Below are 23,005 nucleotides of genomic sequence, written 5' to 3' on the forward strand. Positions count from 1 at the left end.
TGTACACTTTGCCCATACGATATTCCTACAAGAGTGGATTTCAGAACCAATCAGATCCTAAATCCATTCTCGCTCAAACTCACAAAATTAATCCTGACACTCCACTAGGTTAATGTGACCTAAATACCCCATGAGACCGGCAACGGAGTTACAGGCAATGATGAGTAAAGAAGTGCCGATCGCCTCCCGCATGGGAAGCTTGCCCAACAGGACTAAGGCAGGCACGATCGCAAATCCACCACCGACCCCAATCAGGCCAGTGAGTATGCCGACGGCAATCCCTTCTGTCATCAGCCAGAGCCAACAATACTTACACGCAGGTTGGATGTATTCTCCGGTTTCAAGTTGGTTCTGACTGTCTTGCCGATCGGCGCGGTTTGTCCGATAGATCATCAGCCCTGCCGCAACCAGCATCAGCAGGCTAAACAAGATCATTTGGAATGCACTGGTGACAAAGGGGAGCGTAGCAATTCTGGCTCCCAGATAGGCTCCTACCATCGTCGCTGATCCAAAAATTCCGGCAGCTTTAAAGTTCAAATGGCCTCGCAAAGCATAGGGAATACTGCCAAATAAGCTAATCGTGCCGACGATGATCAGGGTCATGGCGATCGCGGGTTTGGGCGCAATTCCCATGACATAAACCAAAACAGGAAGAGCTAAGACTGACCCCCCACCCCCCAGCAATCCTAAGCTGCCCCCAATGCAAATGGCTAAGAAGTAACCCATGATCCACATTATTTTTGTATCCCTATCATTGTTCACGGTTCACTATATTACCTGTTGATTATAAAGTCATATTGTAGAGATACTGCATAAGCGATCGTCTAGTGAATCTATCTCGGTAAAGACCCCCAATAAGGTCATGCCCCCCAAAAGGCAAGATGACACTCGTGCTACAACATGTAATCACTCAACCGCTCTCCATAACAGGTCTAAACAGGTGTAAGCAATTCTTTTCCGTCGAATCATCATGATTAGCTTGACATTCTTGTAATACACGTACTACAAATAAAGAGGCTACCAATAAAATAGTCGGACTTCCTGCAAGTTCAACTTCCTGTCAGTTCAACTTCCTGTCAGTCCTTAAGAGGCCCCGGATTATGCCTTACGAAAAACTCAAGTTATCTACACGATCGCCCATTCTGTCCTGGGCTAACCATGACTTGGGGCACGAAGAAATTCAAATGGCAAAAAATGTAGCGTCTTTGCCATTTATTTTCAAACATGTTTCGCTCATGCCCGATGTTCACCTTGGCAAAGGTGCACTGGTCGGCTCCGTTATTGCCACAAAAGATGCCATTATTCCCGCTGCGATCGGAGTAGATATTGGCTGTGGCATGTGCGCAATTAAAACGCCGTATACCGCCGATCAATTAGAAGGCAAGCTTAAGAAAATTCGCCAGGACATCGAAGCGATGATTCCGGTGGGGTTTGACGAAAATAAAGATGCCAATAAAATGGTGCTGAATTGGCAGGGTTGGAAATCTTTTAAGGACTTGCATGAAGGTGTACAACATCTGGAAAGTAAAGCACTCAAGCAAATGGGTTCCCTGGGTGGGGGCAATCACTTTATTGAAGTCTGTGTTGACACAGAAAATTCAGTTTGGTTGATGCTGCATTCTGGTTCCCGTAACATTGGCAACATGTTGGCGAAAAACCATATCCACACCGGTCGGGAATTGGCCAAAATGGCGGGTGAACGATTGCCTGATCCGGAACTTGCCTACTTTGTGGAAGGAACGCCGGAATTTGCAGCCTACTGGCGGGATTTGCAATGGGCACAACAGTATGCTCAATACAACCGTGACGTTATGATGGCACGGTTTAAGCAAATCATGGAACGCCATATGGCCGGTGGTAAGCCGTTTAAGCCCACATTATCGGTAAACTGTCACCATAACTACGCAGAACGGGAAACCCACTACGGCGAAAGGGTCTATGTGACTCGTAAAGGGGCGGTACGGGCTCAGGAAGGCGATTTGGGGATTATCCCCGGTTCCATGGGAGCCAAGTCCTATATCGTGCGGGGTAAAGGTTGCGCAGAAAGCTACTGCTCCTGTTCCCACGGGGCGGGGCGGTTGCTATCCCGATCGAAGGCCAAGCGCACCTACACACTAGATGATTTAGTTCAGCAAACGAAAGGGATTGAATGCCGTAAGGATGAAGGCATTATTGACGAAATTCCAGCGGCGTACAAACCGATCGAGCAAGTGATGGAAAACCAAAACGATTTGGTGGAAGTCGTGGCGACGCTGAAGCAAGTCGTTTGTGTTAAGGGATAGCCCTTCTGCTGCAAGTTAGACCGATCGTCAGAGAGATACTGCATTGGGGAAGCCATGGCTTCCCCTTTTTATTGTCAAGAATTTTGATTGTCAAGCATGGTCAAGGGATGGCATAAAGGTTGAGTCTCCATTGCTTCATCCCTTGGCTCGATCGAGATCGAAGTTACTAACGAATCACAATTGTAATCGTTTTGCTATGTCGATCGATCGTCAGCGTATCCCCTAACCCATCACTGCCCGTAACTTCAGTTTGATTGTTTAGGATGGGCGTGGGATTGTGGTTAGTTGTTTCTTTGGTTCCAGTTCCGGCATTTCCCCCTCGAATCACTTGACTATTGACTTTATTTCCATTGGCCTCATTCATCGGAGTTGGGTTAGGCTGAACGTTCATAGCCGTTCGTGCAGAACTCGGTCGCCAGAACGTATACGTCCAGTTAATCGACCAACGGTAACTCCAGCCTTGGCTTTCTGAACCATTGGCCTTGAGGAGTAAGGTGTTGAATTTGACATCCTGATTACCCATCGGATCGAGCACATTACCGGGATTGGGACGGTACTCAAAGCGATCGATTTCCGTTGTCCAGTCATCGGTATGGGACGTTAGGGTGACGGAATCTAGGCGAACCGTATTCAAGCTGGGATTGAAAATCCGGAAACTGACCCGCATGAAACACTCTCGACCTGCACCAATAAATTCTGGCTGGGCGTTGAGTTCAAACCAGATGGGGCGCATCATTTCCAACGCTTTGAGGCAGTTGATCCGGCCATAGCCATATTCCGGATCGCGGCCTGCGGTACCCAGTTCATCGGCGCTAAGGTGAATGATGTCTTCCACTTCCCACGATCGCAAATTGGGGTCAGCGGAAAGGATCAAGCCCATCAACCCAGCGACGTGGGGCGTGGCGGAGGAAGTGCCGTTGAAGTTGGGAATGTAGTTAGTGCCCGTGTAGCCTGCGGCCCCGGTGATATCCGTCGTGTAGATATGAACCCCCGGCGCGACGACATCCACTTCGGGGCCGTAATTGGAACCCCACCAGTTTTCGCCATCCAAGCTGGATTTGCTCTTGCGCTGATCCCATTCGTTGCTGGCACCCACGGCGAGCAAGCCCGGAATCGTTGGGGATAAATTCGCGGGATAGGCCACTTGATTGAGGTCGGAATTGGCTGTCGCGATCGCGATCGCGCAGCCTTTGCCGCCCCGCCCATTGGTTTGGGCATACTGGAACGCGCTAGTAATGGCGGTACTGGGTGCGCCGCCGCCCCAGGAGTTGGACAGGACATCAGCCCCTCGATTGACCGCTGTGCGAATGCCGTCCGCAATCATGGCATCACTGGTAACCCAGCCACGACCGTTGCCGTAGGCAATGCGAATGGGCAAAATCTTGCAGTTGGGTGCAACGCCTGCCCCCCCAAGGCCGTTGTTTGCCTTAGCCGCCACGACCCCCGCACAGGATGTTCCATGGCCATCCCGAGGTTGGGGAGAGGGATTATCACTGCGGGTCACTGCATCGTAGCCGGGGAGCTTGTATTCAATATCTTCATGGCGCAAATCGCAGCCTTCATCAATGACCGCGATCGTAATATTGGGACTCCCCATGGTGATGTTCCAAGCATCGGGAGCTTTAACTTTTTGCAATCCCCATTGGGAACTAAAACCCGGATCATTAATGCTGGCTTGGAGGGTAGGGGTCTCTAAAGTGGTTGCTGACTTAGCCCGTTTAGTCGATGCTTTGGGTGAGGTTTTTGGACTTTCTACCTTAAGGGGCGGAGCCATCACAGAAGCTCCATTACTCAATCCACCACTAAATCCCCGGGCGCTGGGCCGCTGCGTGAGACGAACAAAGTTGGGTTGGGCATATTCTGTGAGTTGACTTTCGTGGAGAGTATTGGCGATCGTAATGGTGTCTTCTGGATTTTGAACCCCGACTAAATAGGAATCTGGTTCAGGATATTCTGCTTGTAAAACGGTAATGTGATTCTCGCGGAAAAGCCGATCGCGATCGGCAGTGGCAATACCCGGTTTGAATTTCACTAGAATTTCGCCGACAATGACCAAGCCTTCTTCAGTTCCCGCGTTAGCAACTTCATAGACCGATGGCCCCAGGGTCATTTCCGGTTGCGCAGTGACAAAGGAGGCAATGCTATGGGCACTGGCAAAGGCAGGTGAAGCACTTCGATTTTCGTTCACCCGAATAACCGCTAAGTTATATTGCGGTAGTTCAAACACTTCACTTGTCGGATCGTTTTCAACTAAGTTGCTGGCTAGCTGATGCACATCCGCCGATGCATTCATGGAACTGGCACGATCGGGACGCACCGCAATAAACGTTTGCGAGGGAGCGATCGGAATGCGTTGGCCATCAGCGTAGTAAAACGTCTGCGACGCATCGGGGGCTAGCTGAGTTGTCATAGCCATAAACTCCTAAGGATTAATTAGACAAACAAAAATGTCATATGCTGAATTGCATCTAGGAATTCAACATATAACTCAACTATTAATGCAGTTGAAGTAAAACCAAATAAAGAAAAAACCTCGATCGATCTTCATCTAAACCACGAAGGAATAGATTAAGAACTCAAAACTGACCTCAAAGGTTGTCGGAGATGAAAAACGCCTTAAATTTTTCCACCTCGGTAGAACAACCTGTTCAGACAACGGGTTAAAAATCGAAATAACTTACATCACGGCTCTTTGTGCAATGTTCAGCGAAAGATTAGGGAACCACAAATGGAACGAACCTGACTCCAAGAACGAACCTGATTTCAAGCCGGATTAACTAACCTAACTTTCCGACTTGATTTTCTAACCCAGACTTGATTTTTTACATCAAGCGCAGCGTGACGCCCACTATTAAGCTCAATCCAGTAGGGGAAACTCAATCCAATGGGGTTTACCCGAAGTGAAGCGTTACGATCACTACCATTCTGATCGATATTCGGATAGATGGAACTTACCCCTTTGGGTAATTTAATATTTAGGTTGACTAAATATTGAATCAACAGAGCACGTCACCCAAACTGGGGATGCAGAGCAAGCCAGATACAGACCACTCGCCCATCACTAAGATTGCGCGACACCAACCATTAATTGCTGAATGCGATCGATCAACCCTTGTAAATCCGTGGTTACTTGGGGAGACAAGGAACGATCAGCAGACTGTCTCAGGGATTCTTTCTTGATATGCTCTAGCATGACGTAGATGTCGAGAATCTCTGCTTTCATCCGATCGAGGCTCAAAATCACATCGCGGGAGGTAGACTGTGGCTGAATTTGAGCCGCCGCACATTGCAGCGCTGCAATGGACTGCTTCAGCAACCCTTCTACTTCCCCAATGCAGAGACCATCTTGACAAGCGGAGGGAAGACTGGGCACTAAAACGGGTTCCAGGGAGATGTGCCCCTGGTACGACGGCTGAGATGGCTGCTCGTTGAAATGTGAGAACATAGCGGAATTCCTCTCACAGGAATCTAAAGGGGGCTAAAGAGACTGAACGCGCTGTCTAATGCAATGTTGAATAGTCTGAGTTAAATAAGCTGAGTCAAACCAAATCATGTCGGTAGTTATTCCATTGACCCTAACCTTAGAATCGACAACTCAAAGCCCGATCGAATGCACTCAACTACAGCATCAAACGATTCCCAGAAAACCCAACGTAGAAAGCTACACAGCAAAGCTGCATAGAAATCACTTCAATCACTCATTACGATTACCGGAAGCAATCTGCTATGACCTCATGACCGACTATGACTCGCTAAAATCATGACCGATCGCTGAATAGAACGAGGGATGGATCTAAGCGTAACAAATCAAAAGTATTCTCAATCTTGCTTAATCCTTTGCTTAATCATAGTTTGCAGATAGTTTTCCTTATTTTCTCTGCTTTAAGTTAAGTAACTGCGTGGAATTTGTACATATTTGAATTGCTTTATTGGATCAGTTGACCCTATCTATTATACATGACTCGATTTTTAGGTAATGCTGAGGTTAAGACAATTAAAAGATTGTCAGAAGATTGGTGATCAGTATTGCGAGAATTTGAGGTTAACTCCGCTTCCTATGCTGGGCCAGAAGAGCGGGCATGGGGACTGTGGGATTAGTTACGTTCCGCCTCCAATGCCCTATGCTATGCTGCCTTTGGCTGACAACCTGTGAAACGGGAACCTGTGAACGACTATGCTCTCTTATCGCGCCAGTGGCGTTTTGCTTCATCCAACCTCCTTTCCCAGTCGCTTCGGGATTGGTGATTTAGGCGCTTCTGCCCGACAATTTCTGGATTTTCTCGCAGGGGCTGGACAGCAATTTTGGCAAGTTCTGCCCCTAGGGCCGACTAGTTTTGGCAATTCTCCCTACATGTGCTACTCGGCATTGGCTGGGAATCCACTGCTCATTAGTTTAGATATTTTGCAGCAACAGGGTTTGCTGGATGAAAATGATTTGGCCCATTATCCTGAGTTCCCCTTGGATACGATCGATTTCGATCGCGTGATTGCTACCAAGTATCCCCTCTACCGAAAAGCGTGGTATCAGTTTCAGACGATCGCGGTACCTGGGCCAAAACCAGAACCAAAGCCGATCGTGGTGGTGGAAGATGCGGCTGAGGAACCGGCCCTAGAAACGACAGAGCCGGAAGTGGTTCATTATTGGGTCGATTTTGAAGACTTTTGTCATACGAAAGCGTCTTGGTTAGACGACTATGCGTTATTTATGGCGCTGAAAATTGCCCATGATGGTCAGAGTTGGTATGAGTGGCCGAAGGAGATTGCCTGGCGTAAACCGGATGCGATGATGCAATGGTCGCAAACGCTGCAAGCTGAAGTTGCCTTCCAAAAATATCTACAGTTTGAGTTTTTCCGGCAATGGCAAGCAATTAAAGCCTATGCTGCCGATCGTCGGGTTCAAATCATCGGCGATATTCCTATCTATGTGGCCCATGACAGTTCTGATGTGTGGGCGCAGCCGAAAAACTTTTCCTTGGATGAAGATACCGGGGTGGTGTCTCAGATGGCGGGCGTTCCACCAGACTATTTCAGCGAAACGGGGCAGTTATGGGGAAATCCGGTCTACAACTGGGAGTACCTTCAGCAAACGGGCTTTGCCTGGTGGATTCAGCGTTTTGAGGCCATGCTGGATCTGGTGGATTGGATTCGGATTGATCACTTTCGTGGGTTTGAAGCCTTTTGGTCGGTGCCGGAAGGGGAAGAAACGGCGATGAATGGAGGCTGGGTCAAGGCTCCTGGCGATGAATTCTTTACGGTGCTGCGGGAAAAGCTGGGTAAGTTGCCGATTCTGGCAGAGGATTTGGGCGTGATTACGCCTGAGGTGGAAGCGTTGCGGGATAAGTTTGAATTTCCGGGCATGAAGGTGTTACATTTCGCCTTTGGGTCGGATCCAGGAAATTGCTTTTTACCGTTTAACTATCCTCGCAATTGTTTGGTCTATACCGGAACCCACGACAATGATACGACGGTGGGCTGGTTTGAGAAATTGAATGATTGGGAGCGGGATAATCTGCTGGTGCACATTGGGGCGGTGAGTCCCTATGGGATCCACTGGGATTTGATTCGGGTGGCTTTGAGTTCGGTGGCTAATTTAGCGATTATTCCGTTTCAGGATCTTTTTGGGTTGGGTTCGGATGCGCGGATGAATTATCCGGGGCAACCGGAGGGCAACTGGGGCTGGCGCTATCGGGAGGAGGCGATTCAAACGGATTGGATTCGCGATCGCTTGCACCGGATGACCGATCGGTTTGGCCGTTTGCCCCGCTAATTGTGCCAGTCCAGGCATCATCAACCGATTCGACTGTAATTGCTTCTGCAATTTCTTCCATGGAATCTCAGGAAAGCCTGTCGGTTAGAATGTAGTCGAAGAAATTGTGACGTTGTTGCATTCTATGACTCGGTTCCTCAGTCAATTGGTTGGTTTTGCCCTCATTCTGGCAGGGGTTTATTTCCTCGGCCAGAACGTTATTTTTACAACCCAGACAGCGGGTTACTGGTGGAAGGCGATTCCAGCGACGGGATCGATTCTGACGGTTCTGTCTGGGGTCTTTTTTTTGGTGTCTGAGCGATCGAGCAATCGGGAGATTGGCTGGATTTTGGTGGGGGTGGGGATTGTTCTGGCGTTTGTTAGCGGGGGCATTGTGGTCAAGCCGACTTCGCTATGGACGTTTTTGGTTTCGGCGTTGGCGTTTGTGACGGGTTATAAGTTTGTGACGACTGGACGTTTGCGTTGGTAGCGCCTTCGGCATCCCGCCAAGCCATGGTGCGTTACATTGCAAGCCATGGGATAGGAATCTTTGCGAAAAAATATAATGTCATAGCATAGAGCAGTGTCATAAGCAGGGCAACAATAGAAATCATGTAATTGCCTTGCTTAAATTGATATAAGTGATCAATAAAAACATTCCCTGCAACAACAAACAGTACAGCAGCAATGAAAATGCTGAGACAGGATACGGATGGATTGACGATCGGCGTGATCTGAAATATTAAGTCGAAGAACTTACCTATCACGATCAGCCAGACTAGTAGACCGATCGGGGTTCCGTAGATAAAACCTGCGGTAATGCCGAATGAACGCAGAAAACCCGGTGAGTCCGGATTACTGCCACCCATAATCGCGATGTAGAACGTCAGGCAGACTGTCAGTGGTGAGAGTATCAGATTCAGAATGAGCAATCCTTTGACCAGTTCTGGTACGGCAATCATGGCCAGGAAAACACTGTAGATCATGGGAACGTCTCCGAGTTTTGTGTAAATGTAAGTTCGACCCGCAAAATTGTCCTCCACAAATTTCCTGTGCTGAGACACAGAATTCACTTGGGTGTCGGGGGAGTAGAGTCCCGTGACATTGTAGGGGACAAGGCGGTTTCTCTGACGCCATGCTAGAGCAAACTGCCTTGAGGGGATAAGTTCCCCGATCTTCACTGCGCAGCAGCCCCGACGATCGCGCCACATCCCGAATTCATCGAAATCCCGAATTCATCGAACTCACGTTGTGTAAAGGTCTGTTGGTGTATCGGAGGTTGGCTGATGGTGAGGGAATTCTTGATTTAAAATACCTATTCAAAGTACCCACAGACTGCGAAAGAATCAACGCAATCTGTAGGAAACTCAGGCTACAACTGTTACTGCTGCCGTTCGCGACTGAGGATGCTGATGTATTGCCCGTCGGAATGCAAAATCTTCATCGGTTGACTCCAATGAATCCTGTCTGCAATGCGATGGACATGCAATTGATTAATCGTATCTTGAATGAATTCTGGATGACCAATTAAGTGGAACTGTAAGCGTTGTTTCTCATGTTGAACTGAACGATCGCCACGATCGCTAGAACCTTTCGCCATATTGTGAGCTTCTCCTTGTAGTGAACCTAAGAAGCCCCAAAATTTAGAGCCACCCCGTTTGACATCACAAACAAGAGTGGCTCGATCGAATGTACAATTCTCAACAAGCCTCCTTGCTGCGGAACCAGCGAGGGGGAATAGCTACTTGGGCTTGTGACCAGCAATCCCGAGTAGTGCCCTAAATTTTTGGGAACCCAGCGCTCCATGCTTCATGCCAACTCGTCCAATCTAAGAAGGATGTCCATGGAAATCGCTATGACAAACTACACTACGGATAAACCCCATCCAAGTCAACCGTATAGCATCAAAAAATATTAACTTTGCTTCGATCGTAGAATTTTCTAGACCGATCGCGATTGCAGACCGATCGAGACTCCTCCCCCCCCCTAACGCACCCCCAACAACTTATGGGTTTGCAAACTAATCCGCCACTGGGGATGCGCCAGCACATAATCAAACACTAACTTTTGGCTCTCCGCACTCGTCCACTCCGGCTGCAAATAGCGCACCACCGATTCCGGCGTTTTCGCCGACTGTTCCTCCGCCCAAGCAAAATCCTCAGGCTGAGAAATCACCACCTTCAACTCATGGATGTGGGGATAAATCTCCGCAATAGGCGGCTTAAACGGCTTCGGCGATAGCGTAATCCAATCAAACTTTCCCGTTAACGGATGGGAACCCGACGTTTCCAAATGCACCCGCAAACCCGCTTGCTGCAATGTCTCCGTCAAGTCCGTTAAATCATGCATCAACGGTTCGCCCCCCGTAATCACCACAAAACCGGGATGACAAGATTGCGCTTCCGTAACTAAATCCACAATGCTGCGCCGAGGATGACGCTTATCACTCCAGGAAATCTTCGTATCACACCAAGGACAACCCACATCACACAACGCAAGTCGAATAAAAAATGCATTTGCTCCAACCCAAGCTCCCTCCCCCTGAACCGATTGAAATGTCTCCACGATCGGAAATACTGTCTGCAATCCTGTAGATCCGCGATCGTTCTCTACTGCTCGATTGCTAGCGATAGCATTAGATGTATTAGGCAAAGAAACCATAACAAAACCCCTGAAACAACACCTTAAATGTAACCAAAGCCGAAAAATAGAGCCGTGTAATTTTCTGACACGCCTCTATTTGTTGACAACCCTCGATCGAGTTCATCCCCCTAGACTGAGCGAGACTTACTGGGACTTAGCGAGACTTTTCAGGTCTAGCCGCCATTGCAACCGCTACTTAATCATCCGTATACTCCGCCCAAGAATTTGGCGACTCAGAAACCGACACATTCAGCTTCACCCCATCGGGCAACATCTTCTTGGTCTTGTCGTAGATATACTTAGCAATCATTTCCGCAGTCGTCTCATACTCCGGCGGCATGACTTCATTCAGCACACAGTGATCCAGTCCCCCCTTCGTCACATCCTTCTTCGCCCAACGTAACGTCCGAAAATCCGCCACCATCACTGGATGGGGACAATATTCCGACCCATGGAGCCGATCGCTCGTCGCCTCCAGCTTCACCGTATAGGTGTGACCATGGAGCCGACCGCAAGGCCCGTTGTAGTCCCGGATTTGGTGGGCAGCCGAAAAATTAAATTCAGTGGCAAGTTTCCAGCGAGGCATGGGGGAAATAACGACAATGACCTAACCAATCTTACCTAACCTGCCCTGGAAACCGTTTGTAGGAAGGCATCAAATTCCGTCCGATCGGCCATGGCCACCTGCGCTCCCCGTCGAGTTGTTGCCAAAGCCCCTGCCACAGATCCCCAGACCACCGCATCCCGCAGTGCCTTCCCTTCTACGATCGCCGTCGCCAATCCCCCCGCAAAGGCATCCCCCGCCGCCACGGAATCGATCGCCGTCACCGGAAACGCAGGCACAAAAAATTCCCCATCCGGTGTCAGACAAAATGCACCCTGAGCCCCCAGTTTCACAATCACCGTTTGGGCTCCTCGGGCTTGCAACTGCTGGGCCGCTTGCTGGGCCGTCTCCGGCGAATTCACCCCAATCCCCGTCAACTGGCTCGCTTCCACCTCGTTCGGCACCAAAATATCTACATAGGGATACAAATCCTCGATCGTCTCCCCAGGAACCGGAGCAGGATCCAAAATCACACAAACCCCCGCTTGGTGGGCCGCCTGAGCCGCCTGTCGCACCGCATCGATCGCTACTTCAAGTTGGAGTAAAAGAACCTTCGCAGTGGGCAACAAGGGGGACAACCGCTGTACTTCCGGTGTAGACACCCGATCATTCGCCCCAAAAACGCCCAAAATTTGATTTTCTCCGGTATCCGCCACGGTAATCACCGCCACCCCGGAATGAATCTCTGGATCGATCGCGATCGCCCCCGTATCTACCCCGTAGGACTGCAAACTGGCTAACAGTTCCTGCCCAAAGCCATCATTCCCCACCCGCCCCACCATTGCCGTTGGAATCCCTAACTTGGCAGCGGCAACGGCTTGATTTGCCCCTTTGCCACCGGGCGTCGTGAAAAATTGGTGTCCCATTAGCGTTTCTCCCGCTTGGGGCAAGCGTGGTACCTGGGTTACCAGATCCATGTTGAGGCTGCCAAAAACAACGATCGTCATATCCAGATCGCCAGCTCAGACGTTTAAAGTGCATTAACCCCCAATTCTACCAGCCGCAAAACCTCCCGATTCTGCCTAGGGATTTGCCAATAATATCCCCTCTTCGTCCCCCCTACCCTTCTACCCTTTTACCCTTTTACTCTCCTACCCTTTTACTCTCCTACCCTTTTACCCTCCTACCCCCTACCCAATTAGGATTTTATTTGTACGCTGTTTCCTTACCAACCCCAAGATCCCGGCTCGCCCTTAAATGGCCCCACAATATCCTGCGTGATCCAACCGCCGTAGAAGCCACCGGGTTGGGGCGTTACCTTTTCGCCATCCACATAGCAGGCATCCATGGGAGCCGCATAGAAGGCCACATAATTTTTAATGGCTGCAAAGGCTGGGGTCGGATCGGAATAGTACCAAGCAATGTCGGGGTGTTGGACATTCTCGATCGTCAACGTGTAATAGCTGCCCTGTCCTTTCCACTCGCAAAATGTTGTTCTTGCCGAAGGTAACAGGTAGGTCTGGTTAATATCTTCCGGGGGAATATAGTATACCGGAGGATGACTGGTTTCCAACACGCGATAGGCTCGGCGAGTATCCGCCACCGTCACCCCATGACAAATTACTTGAAGATGCTTCTGGGTTGGCTCTAACCGAGGGGGACGGGGATAGTCCCAAACAGACTCTTGTCCAGGGTTAGGGGGAATGGGTTGTGGTCTTTGCATAACGTCGTGGGGGCGGTTAACCCGTCTGTGAAAGAGGAGAGACGTGGATAGAAGTTGGAATGCTTAGCTAAATATTAGGCTAACGATTGAGCCTAATGCTTAGCATATTGTTTGCGAAGTTGTTGGATGAGATAGAACAGAACTGCTAAATTGACGCCAAGCACTAGAACTTTGAGTAGAGAAAACCCATGGACTAATTCGTATAACTCAAACGGGACACTGGTTCCCACCAAAATAATCACCAGCCATTCTGCCCAGAGCTTGCGGTACCATAGCCCAACCGCTTCCACGATCGTCACACCCGAATAGGCCAATGCACCCAATCCACTCAGCTGTAACGTTTTAGGACTGAAATTCAGCAAATGATCCACTAACGTACTAAGAATTCGGTGTTTACTTTCTAATAAGTAGGCTTGGGAAAAGTCAGCCAATTGTGCATGATCTTTTAGGGTGAAAAGTAGCGCGATCGCGGTTGTAAACAGTAGCCCTGCAACAAAACATTTGTAAAATACGATCGCAATCAGTCCCTTGGGCCTATGCCTTGACAAGCGTCCTAACCTCCATCCACAGTTGATGACACAGTTGGCGGCGTTAATAACGGAAAGAAATGACCTACCGGGCCTTGGCCTTGACCAATATTGAGCGAATATCCCAAAGCCTGTGTGACGTAATCTTTGGCTTTGCAGGTTGCAGTAAATAAATCCTTGCCCAATGCTAAGTTGGCTGCGATCGCAGCGGACAACGTGCACCCTGTACCGTGGGTATGAGGGGTATCCACACACTGGGTTCGTAGTACTTCCAGACGGCTCCCATCAAACCACACATCCACACCCCGCAGTTCCCCGGTCATGCCACCGCCTTTGATCAAAACAGCCTTAGGCCCCAGTTGGTGCATCTGCTGGGCGGCGGCCTTCATCCCCGCTAGGTCATGGATGGCCACACCCGTTAAAATTTGCGCTTCGTAACGATTGGGCGTGGCGATCGCTGCGAGGGGGAGGAGGCGATCGCGGAGTGTTTCGATCGCGTCATCTCCAATCAGTTGCACCCCCGCCCGTGACACCATGACGGGATCCACCACTAAATTCTGAAAAGCCAGTTGCTGGACAATTTCTGTGACTGCCAGCATAATTCCCTGGTTCAGAAGCATCCCCGTTTTGACCGCTTGCACAGTCATATCTTGGACGATCGCTTCGACTTGGGCCAGCACTGCTTCGGGGGGCAATGCTTCAACCCGTGTTACCCCAAGGGTATTTTGGGCCGTCACACAGGTTAGGGCACTAGTCCCATGTACCCGATGGAAAGCAAAGGTTTTTAAGTCGGCTTGAATACCTGCTCCACCACCACTATCAGAACCTGCGATCGTTAAAACGATCGGGGGGATGGGCGAAGCTTGTAGGGACATATGAAGTTACTGACTCAAGCAATAGAGGACAAGCAATAGACTGTAGACAATAGGGCAGCCAAATGGTCTCTTCAAAATAGTTTAATTCTATCGCTTGGGTCAACGGTTTAGGTTAGCGTGCTATTCTGATTAGCTTGCCAGGGGAACGTTGGGTTCCGTACTGGCCTGATAAACTTCTTCGCCCACAAAGTATAGTGAAATGACTCGGGCTCCCACAATAATACGAGCTTCTTCAGCCAAGGCTTCTACATCCTCCAGCAAGCAATCCACAATCCAAGGTTCTGGGCAGTGGATGACTAAGCATTCGCGGCGACGAGAGAATTGTAAGCGGCAGGTTGCCAACGCATGGAAGAATTGCTTCCGGAAGCGCTTGAGCCGTTGTTGGATGAGAATTTGACGATCTTCAGAACTGAGTTGAATAGACATAATGGGCGCTTTGAGGTATACGACCTTGTAGATGCTGACTAAATTGAACCCGATCGAGCGATCAACGAATACTGTGGGAATTCGGTATCTTCAAGGAAGACACCTGCGAGCAGTCCGTGGAATCACTGATTTTGCACCCTGGTTGATCGGTATCTCCTGTATTGTCAGTATCTACAGTCTGTCTTGCATTTTTCCTGAAGTCCGAATGCATCATTTGACGCAAAGTTCCGGGACAGGGTTCCTAGGAGGTGGGGTTCTCTGGAGAGGCTAGCTCTTCAGCAGACATCACCCACAAAGAGGAGTCTAATTGAAAGGGGAAATCGACTTGATTTCAAATTGACCAGATTTCAAATTGACACAATTCTGATAGCGGTGTTATCTAGATCGATCGTCTGAAATGTTGGATATACCTCTGATAGTAGCGTTGTCTCGATCGATCTGCTGGAGCATGAGAGCCATCAATAATCAATAGGGTGTGAATTAAACTCTTTGGAGTGAGCTAAGCCAGTTCCAATGTCATTAGCTTGACATTCACTTGACATTCACTTGTCATCCACTTGTCATTATTTTGACAATTGTTTGTCATTATTTTGACAGTTGCTTGACATTCACAGGTCGTTCAGCATTGATATTGGTTTGGCAATTACTTTCGATATTTGTTGAGGATACGGCATGACTCAATCTCCATTGCAAAAAGACGTTAGACTTCCTTGGTTGGAAGGGATCCGTATTTTTGCCGCAGTATTTTTATTGCTCTATCACGCACAGTTGCTATTGACCCACTATGCCTATACGCCCCAGCCAACGGGATTATTGGACAACTGGCAACGAATGACCACTGCGGTCACTCCCTTGGGGACAGGGCCTTGGACGGCGCTGTGGAGTGTAACAATCTGGTTTGGCTATCAGTTTGTAGATGTGTTTGTGTTGATTAGCGGCTTCAGTTTGGTGCTGTCTCTCAAGGGACGACCGATCGAACCTGGATCCTTTATTCGACAGCGTTTTTTAAGAATTCTCTGGCCTTTTTGGACAGTGGCTTGGGTGGGCTATCCCATTCTCTGGACGATCGGGACCCTGACCCACAGCTACATTCCCGATCCTTGGCACATGTTTGCGGGCCTCACATTTCCACTGCTATTTGACTATGGTGGCCTTTTACTGTTGTCTACCAATGGCCCTTGGTGGTTTGTGCCCTTGATTTTGAGTTTTGCGTTAGTTTTTCCGTTTCTCTGGTATTTAATTCATCGCTGGGGAGCGAAGAATGTACTGCTAATTAGTATTGTAATGACCTGCGCCTATCGTTTTTTGGCGAGCTTTATTTTAGAAGGTCATCCAACCTATGTAATGGTCAGTGCCGATTCTGGCTGGCAGCCATTTCTGACCTTTGTCGCTAAACTCAGTACTTTTGTAGTTGGCATGATTGTAGCAATTCACTACCAAACAGGAAAAGGTGCAATTTACTGGAGTAATGGTAAAGCGTTAATGCTGGGAATTCCGATTTACATCCTCGGTTTTGTTGGACAGTTTTATCGATCGGGGTGGATTACCAATGAATTTTTTATTGCCATAGGATTATCTTTAATCTGTATGGTGATTTTTCGTAGTCTTGCTCAAGTATTTAACTGTTCTGTTTTATTGAAGCAACTTGGCAAACATAGTTATAGCTATTACCTCATTCATAATTTTATTGTCGATCGTGTCATGCATCTCTATGTTGATGACAATGTAGATAGGTACTATCATGCTTTACCTGGAATGATGATAGGTACGTTGGCTCTGGCAATGGTAGTGGATTGGATAACTCCCAAGTTTCAGCGGGGTGTGACTGGGTTATGGAAATGGCTTGACGCTTCTCTGCAATCTTCACTGGCCTTAAGTTGGACTCCACAGCTAGGCGATCGAGTAATTTATCAAGATCAGGCAGGCTGGTTAATTACCCAGGTAGATCCGGTTCGGTATGCTCCCCGACTGTACCTCTGCTGCATTGCATGGGAGGGGAAATCTGTGTGGGTGAATGTGCAGGATTTGCGACCCATGACGGAAACCTTGAACCAGCCTTCTATTGGAAGTTGAGGCTCTAGGGGATTTGAGCTCTGGATGGCTGAGTTCTGTATCATTCAGGATAGTTTAGGTTCGGTGTGGTTAGCCCTCGTAGGGAACAGCGTATAAATAAAATCCCAATTGGGTAGGGGGTAGGAGGGTAAAAGGGTAGGAGAGTAAAAGGGTAAAAGGGTAGAAGGGTAGGGGGGATGGAGAGGGGATATTATTTCTTGGCAAATCTCGTATTTACACCTCTATGTAGAATGAAGGAAACGAAATCACAAGAATGATAGGCAATGGATTATGCTGATTCAGCTAACGATTCCCGATATGATGTGTAGCGCTTGTGCCAATACGATCACCCAAGCGGTGACAGTGATAGATCCCAATGCAACTGTTGAGGCTGATCCAGGCACAAAGCTGGTAAGAATTGATAGCCAAGCTTCTGAGGTGGAGATTCGATCTGCGATTGTTGCTGCAGGGTATACCCCGGCCTAATCTCTCGCTGTCTTTACGATCGTTCGCTCTCATCTACTGGTGAATACGAGGGATACGATGCGCGATATAAAACAGCGACCCACCTAGCAAATAGGTGGGTCGTACTGTTAGTGATAGGTGAATCAATGAACAACCGAGGAGTGGATTAGTTCCTGAGTCCTCAACTGTAGGCTAAGGGTTCAGGAACTACAGGATTGACTTCTGATCCAAGGGGACTAATATTTAGGCGTGCCCATGGAGCTGGGATAACCCGAGGTATCGCCAGAAGCACCAGACAAACCGGCTACTTCCTTAACAAAACCCGCATAGGCTTCCATCCCATGTTCGCTAATATCCAAGCCCTCCATTTCCTCTTCCGGCTTCACCCGGATGCCCAGGGTTGCTTTCAGTGCAACCCAGAAGATGCTAGAGAGAAGAACCGTCAGACCGCCAACGCAGATGGTACCCAGGAATTGAATCCAAAGCTGCTCAATACCACCGTTGAAGAATAAGCCAGCTTTCGGTGCAACATCACCCGCACCGAAAATGCCACCCTGACTAAACAGACCTACGGCGAGTGTCCCCCAAACACCATTTACCAAGTGCACGGAGACAGCGCCAACTGGGTCATCAATCTTGATGCTGTCGAAAAAGCCGACTGCGAATACTACCAAGATGCCACCGATCGTACCGATAATGGCCGCAGAAGGGACGCTGACAAAGGCACAGGATGCAGTCACCGCTACCAGACCTGCCAAAATTCCGTTGATGATCATGGACAGATCCGGCTTACCCAGATACAACCAAGCCACGATCGTTGCCGCAACTCCGCCAAAGGCAGCCGCTGTATTCGTCGTCAACGCGATGTGGGCGATCAGAGCGCCATCGCCTACAGCCATGGTGGAACCGGGGTTAAAGCCAAACCAGCCTAACCAGAGAATCAAGCAACCCAGGGTTGCAATACTCATGTTGTGACCGGGCAATGCATTAGGTTTGCCATCGGCCCGGAATTTGCCCAGACGAGGCCCGAGGAATGCAGCGCCCATCAGTGCTGCCCAGCCACCTACCGCGTGAACCACGGTGGAGCCTGCAAAGTCATAGAACCCTTGAGTCGCTAACCAGCCACCACCCCAAATCCAGTGACCTGTAATCGGATAGGCGATTCCAACTAGGAGCAAGCTAAAGATAAGGAAGTCAACAAACTTAATGCGTTCTGCCACTGCCCCAGAGACAATTGTTGCAGCAGTACCCGCAAAAGCCAGTTGGAAGAAAAACTTGGCGGCTAAAGGAACACCCGCCCAGCTTAGAGAACCAAAAATTCCTTGATAGTCAGTTCCCATTGCAGGGCTATTGTCTGCGCCTGAGAGGAAAAATCCGCCCGACCCGATGATGGGGTTACCATCGCTAAACATCAATCCAAAGCCGATTGCCCAGAAGGCGATCGTGGACAATGCAAAGACAATTAAGTTCTTAGAAAGAACGTTCACCGCGTTCTTTTGGCGACAGAATCCGGTTTCCAACATCCCGAACCCTGCATTCATAAAGATCACGAGCATTCCCGCAATCAAGACCCAAGCCGTATCCAAACCTACCTTCATTGTTTGAGCGTCCTTGGCAAGACTCTCTAAGGTAGGTGGTTCACTGGCAACAGAAGCAATATTCCACAGGCCAACAATAAGTAAAGCGAGTGGAATACAAGCTTGCCAACTCGGCGACAACCGCTTCAACCAATGGATAGCCAACACTTTTTGCATCCAACGGGGAAGCGACGATTGCCGAGTCATAGGTCTTTCCGTTTGTTTCTTAGCTATCATGACCAGACGTTCCTCGGTAAATCAATAAACTTAATCGCCATAACTAGTCTGAGTAGTGGAGATCCCTTTTTCCTGGGATTTGAATGACGCGAGATTTCTTTCAGATCCCAGACTCGACTCACCATGGAATAGACTGTACCAGAGGACATCAGTGAAACGAAGCATGTCTCAATCAACACACTTCTGATTAATCCACATGATCAGTAAAGTAGCTGTCTCCATGCCAGCAGGAAAATTTCGAGACAGGCATGAAGAGCGCTAGTAAAGCTCAATTGAGCCATAGCACAGCCGATTAAGTTATCAAACGATAATCAAGATGACACCAAATTTTGAGGGGTGAATTCTGTAATAAAAGCTACTGTTTTCGTGCTCACCTCACTCTTTAGAGAGAAAAAAGCTGTATTTTTGTCTGGCTAAACCCACTTCAAAATGGCTCAACTATTTATCCTACAAGGGTTACGCCATTTTTCTATAGATCGATGCAAGTATTGCAATTTATCTTTTGAATGAATTGTATAGATAAAAATATATGATCGCTCTCTATGGCTAGTGGATCACGGGTAACAGGAGATCGATCGTTTTTGCTTGGGCTGCTTTAAATCATGCTTGCTTGGAGACTCTACTATAATTCTAATTTTGAGGTGACGATCTGCACCCTATCGTGATTCAGAATTGTAGGAACTGTCGCTTCAGGGCAATGTCTCGCAAGCGGGGTGTAAATCAAAATTTTTTATGACGTAATATTTTGATGCATTTTGAATGAAATTGCTGAGTTTTGGGTTTCGTTGTTGAGCGAATTGTCAAGTTAATTGTTGTGTCCAGTATTGATATCGATTATTGAGAGCGGGCTTCAATTTATTTGTTTTTCAAAGGAATCACTATGTCTCCAAGAATTGCTGCAATTGTTCCTAGTCGAAATCGTCGATCGAAGACCCTCCGGTTTTTAAAAGGTTTATCCCAACAGACCTCCGTAGAGGTGGGAATTATTTTAGTAGATGCTAATTCCAGTGATGGGACTCCGGACGCAGTGTTTCAGGAATTTCCCCTTATTTCCATCTTGCACGTTGATGATGATAGTTATTGGACAGCTTCTACAAATCGTGGGGTGGTCAAAGCATTAGAGGAAGGATATGACTATATTTTGACTATTAATGACGATGGTGTTATCAATTCTAACTATTTAGAAACGCTGATTAGAATGATCCAGAAACACCAATTAATGATTTTAGGAAGTCGCCATGATTATCTCGATGATCCAAGTTTAGTGGCATCCATTGGAATCGGTTTGGACTGGAATCGACATTTAGTGAGGATTCTGTATGCTGATTGTCCTGTGCAATGCCTTCCTGCAGAAGTGCGCAATGCAGATATTTTAGACGTAGATACTGTTACGGGGAATGGAACGCTCTTTCATCGATCGGTGTTTGACCAAGTTGGATTATTTGATGAGAAGCACATGCCCCATTACTATGCTGACTCTGAGTTGGTTCTACGGGCCAAGAGACGGGGGATGCGTGTGTGCGTTACTCCACAAGCCATTATTTGGGAGGATACGCCAACTCCCTCAGAACAAGTATTGGCTAGACAAGAAGAGTCTGATCGTTCTCTTTGGGAAGATTTTATCTACACATTCTTCCACAAAAAATCTGGGGAGATGATTTCTGCAAAGCTTCATTTTGTTCTACGACATTGTCCACCCCAATACAAAATACAGGCGATTTTACGAAGAACAATTGGAGCGATGGGCGGCTGGTGGGTTCGTAGATTACGCCGTCAAATGCAACGAGTTTTGTCCCCTTCCTTAAACAATGCAAATTAAGATGCAATAGGGTTTGCCCTGATTCAATCTGCTGTCCAGAATTAGACTTTCGGGTTGCTGGGGATCGGGATTTCTGGGGATTGGTATGATGAGGGCTGTGCAATTGACAGCCAAGGATTATTGTCATGAGTTCCCCTGTGCAAGCCGATCGAACCAATGTGCATCAGTCACTCTGGAATGCCCGGATTCCTGGATTGCAGGGATGTCAATCGATTGGCTTGCACAATGGTGAGATCGTTTCTATCACCCCGCAACAAGATCAAGTACCACTGGAGGGAGAAGACTGTATCAATGTTGCAGGGGACTGGATTTCTCTGGGGGGCGTTGATCTGCAAATTAATGGAGCCTTGGGGTTAGCGTTTCCTGATTTAACGCTAGGACATATTGAGGTTCTAGAGAAAGTTGGTCAATTCCTTTGGCATCAGGGCGTGGATGCCTACTGTCCAACGATCGTCACGACTTCGATCTACAAAATTCACCAATCCCTCGCCGCGATCGATGCCTGGATGACTCGCCCCCACCGCTCTCCCTACCAAGCCCAAATCATCGGCGTGCACCTAGAAGGCCCCTTTCTGAATCCGGCCAAGCGAGGGGCCCATCCAGCAGAATTTATTTTGCCGCTGACTGTAGACAACGTGAAATTAGTCCTAGATGATTACGCTCACGTTGTCAAAATTATGACTCTTGCGCCGGAAATGGATGATAGTCATGATGCGATCGACTATTTACGATCGTTAAATATTACCGTGAGTCTCGGCCATTCCCAAGCAACGGCAACCCAGGCTCAAGCAGCCTTTGACCACGGTGCCACCATGGTGACCCATGCCTTTAATGCCATGCCCAGCTTGCACCATCGAGAACCAGGATTACTGGGTGCTGCGATTGTGGACGATCGGGTGCAGTGTGGCTTTATTGCCGATGGCCAACACGTGGTTCCGTTAATGTTGGACTTACTAATACGGGCAAGTAGTGGAGATGGTCTTCAACCGAGCGAGGGGCATCAAGGCTTATTTCTGGTGAGTGATGCGCTTTCACCCTTGGGTTTACCCGATGGCTTGTATCCCTGGGATAGTCGGCAAATTGAGGTCACCGCAGGCACGGCACGGCTACCCGATGGGACGTTATCGGGGACAACTTTGCCGTTGCTAGAAGGGGCTTGTAACCTCGTTAAATGGGGGATTTGTCCTCCAGAAACAGCGATCGCCCTTGCGACCATCGCCCCCCGTCAGGCAATTGGCCTGTCTACCGATTACATCGGCCAATCCCAAGACAACCTGTTGCGATGGCACCAGAATGACCAAGGGCTGCTGCAATGGCAACGCTTAACGGAATTGTGACGATCGAAATGCCATCATCTCCCATATCACGGTTTCCCATCCGTTCTCACCCAGGTTCTGATGGATTTAACCCAACTGGTTTCTCCCATGGTCAAAACTTGAGCCAAGAAATTGTCGAGGACACCAGGTGTCACAATCGGTAAACAGATCGATCGTTCAACAGGTTGATATTCGTCTATTTGCCACACCAGAATCTGCGATCGAGCACCGTCGTAGCGCCAAATTTCGGGGATGCCCAATGCTCCGTAGATGGGCAAGCGGGGCAGGGAAAGGCTGGTCATATCAACTTCGATCGCGAGGTCGGGGGGCGGGTCGATTGCGAGGTCGATGGTCATACGTCCGCGAATGGCGGGTTCGTTTTGGATGTAGTAACATTCGTCGGCTTCAACACCTTTTGCGAGGTCGGCGCGGCTCCAAGTACAGGAACCTAAGCTACAAATTTCAATTTCTTGTTCTTCCGTTAGGACTTCCACCAAACGTGCGAAAAATTTCTTGTATCGTTCGTGGGGTGGTAACGGCATCCAAATCTCCAGGTTTCCATTGTCGTAGGTGAGCCGTTTACTGGGCTGGGTTTCGAGTTCTTGAATTAAACCCTGAAAGGTTTCCCAGGTGATACTTTGGAGCAAGATACGTTCCTGCTCGCGGGTGGGTGGGGATTCGCTGGGGATGACCGTGACCATGATGGAGTGGGTGTGGACGGTTGGGGTGTTCTGGTGATTATAGCGTTGGGCTTGGTTGGCGTGGCGTTGCAA

The 23,005-nt window shown here is 48.6% G+C and carries 21 protein-coding genes; 7 read left to right on the forward strand and 14 right to left on the reverse strand.

The window, feature by feature from the left end; genetic code table 11:
• Positions 1-87 precede the first annotated feature (87 nt).
• Positions 88-726: a sulfite exporter TauE/SafE family protein gene (locus ACN4EG_RS18750; protein WP_431631699.1), complete on the reverse strand. Its 639-nt coding sequence runs from the start codon at positions 724-726 to the stop codon at positions 88-90.
• A 374-nt stretch (positions 727-1,100) separates the two neighbouring features.
• On the opposite strand from ACN4EG_RS18750, the gene ACN4EG_RS18755 reads away from it, so the two are divergent.
• Positions 1,101-2,282, forward strand: coding sequence for an RtcB family protein (locus ACN4EG_RS18755; RefSeq protein WP_431631701.1), 1,182 nt, complete (start codon positions 1,101-1,103; stop codon positions 2,280-2,282).
• Between the two features lie 166 nt (positions 2,283-2,448).
• Here the strand turns inward: ACN4EG_RS18755 and ACN4EG_RS18760 are convergent, their stop codons facing one another.
• Positions 2,449-4,692 carry a S8 family peptidase gene (locus ACN4EG_RS18760; RefSeq protein WP_431631703.1) on the reverse strand — a complete coding sequence of 748 codons (2,244 nt, stop codon included), beginning with the start codon at positions 4,690-4,692 and terminating at the stop codon, positions 2,449-2,451.
• 651 nt (positions 4,693-5,343) lie between these two features.
• Positions 5,344-5,727, reverse strand: coding sequence for a hypothetical protein (locus ACN4EG_RS18765; protein ID WP_431631704.1), 384 nt, complete (start codon positions 5,725-5,727; stop codon positions 5,344-5,346).
• Between the two features lie 729 nt (positions 5,728-6,456).
• Between ACN4EG_RS18765 and malQ the strand changes: the two genes are divergently transcribed.
• Together malQ and ACN4EG_RS18775 are read left to right on the forward strand one after the other, a co-directional pair.
• A complete protein-coding gene (gene malQ, locus ACN4EG_RS18770) occupies positions 6,457-8,049 on the forward strand; it encodes a 4-alpha-glucanotransferase (RefSeq protein ID WP_431631705.1) in 1,593 nt (530 codons plus the stop codon).
• Positions 8,050-8,173: 124 nt separating this feature from the next.
• Positions 8,174-8,518, forward strand: a complete 345-nt coding sequence (locus tag ACN4EG_RS18775) for a hypothetical protein (RefSeq protein WP_431631706.1) — start codon at positions 8,174-8,176, stop codon at positions 8,516-8,518.
• A 31-nt stretch (positions 8,519-8,549) separates the two neighbouring features.
• Here the strand turns inward: ACN4EG_RS18775 and ACN4EG_RS18780 are convergent, their stop codons facing one another.
• The 9 genes from ACN4EG_RS18780 to ACN4EG_RS18820 all read right to left on the reverse strand — a co-directional run bounded on the left by ACN4EG_RS18780 (position 8,550) and on the right by ACN4EG_RS18820 (position 14,766).
• A complete protein-coding gene (locus ACN4EG_RS18780) occupies positions 8,550-9,014 on the reverse strand; it encodes a hypothetical protein (RefSeq protein ID WP_431631707.1) in 465 nt (154 codons plus the stop codon).
• Positions 9,015-9,409: 395 nt separating this feature from the next.
• Positions 9,410-9,628, reverse strand: a complete 219-nt coding sequence (locus ACN4EG_RS18785) for a hypothetical protein (RefSeq protein WP_431631708.1) — start codon at positions 9,626-9,628, stop codon at positions 9,410-9,412.
• A 386-nt stretch (positions 9,629-10,014) separates the two neighbouring features.
• Positions 10,015-10,689 carry a 7-carboxy-7-deazaguanine synthase QueE gene (locus tag ACN4EG_RS18790; protein WP_431631710.1) on the reverse strand — a complete coding sequence of 225 codons (675 nt, stop codon included), beginning with the start codon at positions 10,687-10,689 and terminating at the stop codon, positions 10,015-10,017.
• Between the two features lie 178 nt (positions 10,690-10,867).
• Positions 10,868-11,257, reverse strand: coding sequence for a 6-pyruvoyl trahydropterin synthase family protein (locus ACN4EG_RS18795; RefSeq protein ID WP_431631711.1), 390 nt, complete (start codon positions 11,255-11,257; stop codon positions 10,868-10,870).
• 35 nt (positions 11,258-11,292) lie between these two features.
• Complete coding sequence (gene rbsK / locus ACN4EG_RS18800) at positions 11,293-12,222, reverse strand: ribokinase (protein ID WP_431631713.1); 930 nt, start codon at positions 12,220-12,222, stop codon at positions 11,293-11,295.
• Between the two features lie 218 nt (positions 12,223-12,440).
• The gene (locus tag ACN4EG_RS18805) at positions 12,441-12,938 is read right to left on the reverse strand and encodes a DUF427 domain-containing protein (RefSeq protein ID WP_431631715.1); all 498 of its coding nucleotides are present in this window, start codon (positions 12,936-12,938) and stop codon (positions 12,441-12,443) included.
• A 92-nt stretch (positions 12,939-13,030) separates the two neighbouring features.
• Positions 13,031-13,486: a DUF2127 domain-containing protein gene (locus ACN4EG_RS18810; protein WP_431631716.1), complete on the reverse strand. Its 456-nt coding sequence runs from the start codon at positions 13,484-13,486 to the stop codon at positions 13,031-13,033.
• Positions 13,487-13,491: 5 nt separating this feature from the next.
• Positions 13,492-14,340, reverse strand: a complete 849-nt coding sequence (gene thiD / locus ACN4EG_RS18815) for a bifunctional hydroxymethylpyrimidine kinase/phosphomethylpyrimidine kinase (protein ID WP_431631717.1) — start codon at positions 14,338-14,340, stop codon at positions 13,492-13,494.
• A gap of 129 nt (positions 14,341-14,469) precedes the next feature.
• Positions 14,470-14,766, reverse strand: a complete 297-nt coding sequence (locus ACN4EG_RS18820) for a hypothetical protein (protein WP_431631718.1) — start codon at positions 14,764-14,766, stop codon at positions 14,470-14,472.
• A gap of 672 nt (positions 14,767-15,438) precedes the next feature.
• Between ACN4EG_RS18820 and ACN4EG_RS18825 the strand changes: the two genes are divergently transcribed.
• Together ACN4EG_RS18825 and ACN4EG_RS18830 are read left to right on the forward strand one after the other, a co-directional pair.
• Complete coding sequence (locus ACN4EG_RS18825; protein ID WP_431631719.1) at positions 15,439-16,839, forward strand: acyltransferase family protein; 1,401 nt, start codon at positions 15,439-15,441, stop codon at positions 16,837-16,839.
• 270 nt (positions 16,840-17,109) lie between these two features.
• A complete protein-coding gene (locus tag ACN4EG_RS18830; RefSeq protein ID WP_431631720.1) occupies positions 17,110-17,304 on the forward strand; it encodes a heavy-metal-associated domain-containing protein in 195 nt (64 codons plus the stop codon).
• Positions 17,305-17,519: 215 nt separating this feature from the next.
• Here the strand turns inward: ACN4EG_RS18830 and ACN4EG_RS18835 are convergent, their stop codons facing one another.
• Positions 17,520-19,067 carry an ammonium transporter gene (locus ACN4EG_RS18835; protein WP_431631722.1) on the reverse strand — a complete coding sequence of 516 codons (1,548 nt, stop codon included), beginning with the start codon at positions 19,065-19,067 and terminating at the stop codon, positions 17,520-17,522.
• Positions 19,068-19,977: 910 nt separating this feature from the next.
• Between ACN4EG_RS18835 and ACN4EG_RS18840 the strand changes: the two genes are divergently transcribed.
• Entirely contained in the window at positions 19,978-20,916 is a 939-nt protein-coding gene (locus ACN4EG_RS18840) for a glycosyltransferase family 2 protein (RefSeq protein ID WP_431631723.1), read from the forward strand.
• Between the two features lie 125 nt (positions 20,917-21,041).
• Complete coding sequence (gene nagA / locus ACN4EG_RS18845; protein ID WP_431631725.1) at positions 21,042-22,253, forward strand: N-acetylglucosamine-6-phosphate deacetylase; 1,212 nt, start codon at positions 21,042-21,044, stop codon at positions 22,251-22,253.
• 26 nt (positions 22,254-22,279) lie between these two features.
• Here nagA and ACN4EG_RS18850 read toward each other — a convergent pair whose 3' ends face one another.
• Complete coding sequence (locus ACN4EG_RS18850) at positions 22,280-23,005, reverse strand: Uma2 family endonuclease (RefSeq protein WP_431631726.1); 726 nt, start codon at positions 23,003-23,005, stop codon at positions 22,280-22,282.

This window comes from Alkalinema pantanalense CENA528, from assembly GCF_050753345.1.
Classification (GTDB): Bacteria; Cyanobacteriota; Cyanobacteriia; order Leptolyngbyales; family Leptolyngbyaceae; genus Alkalinema; species Alkalinema pantanalense.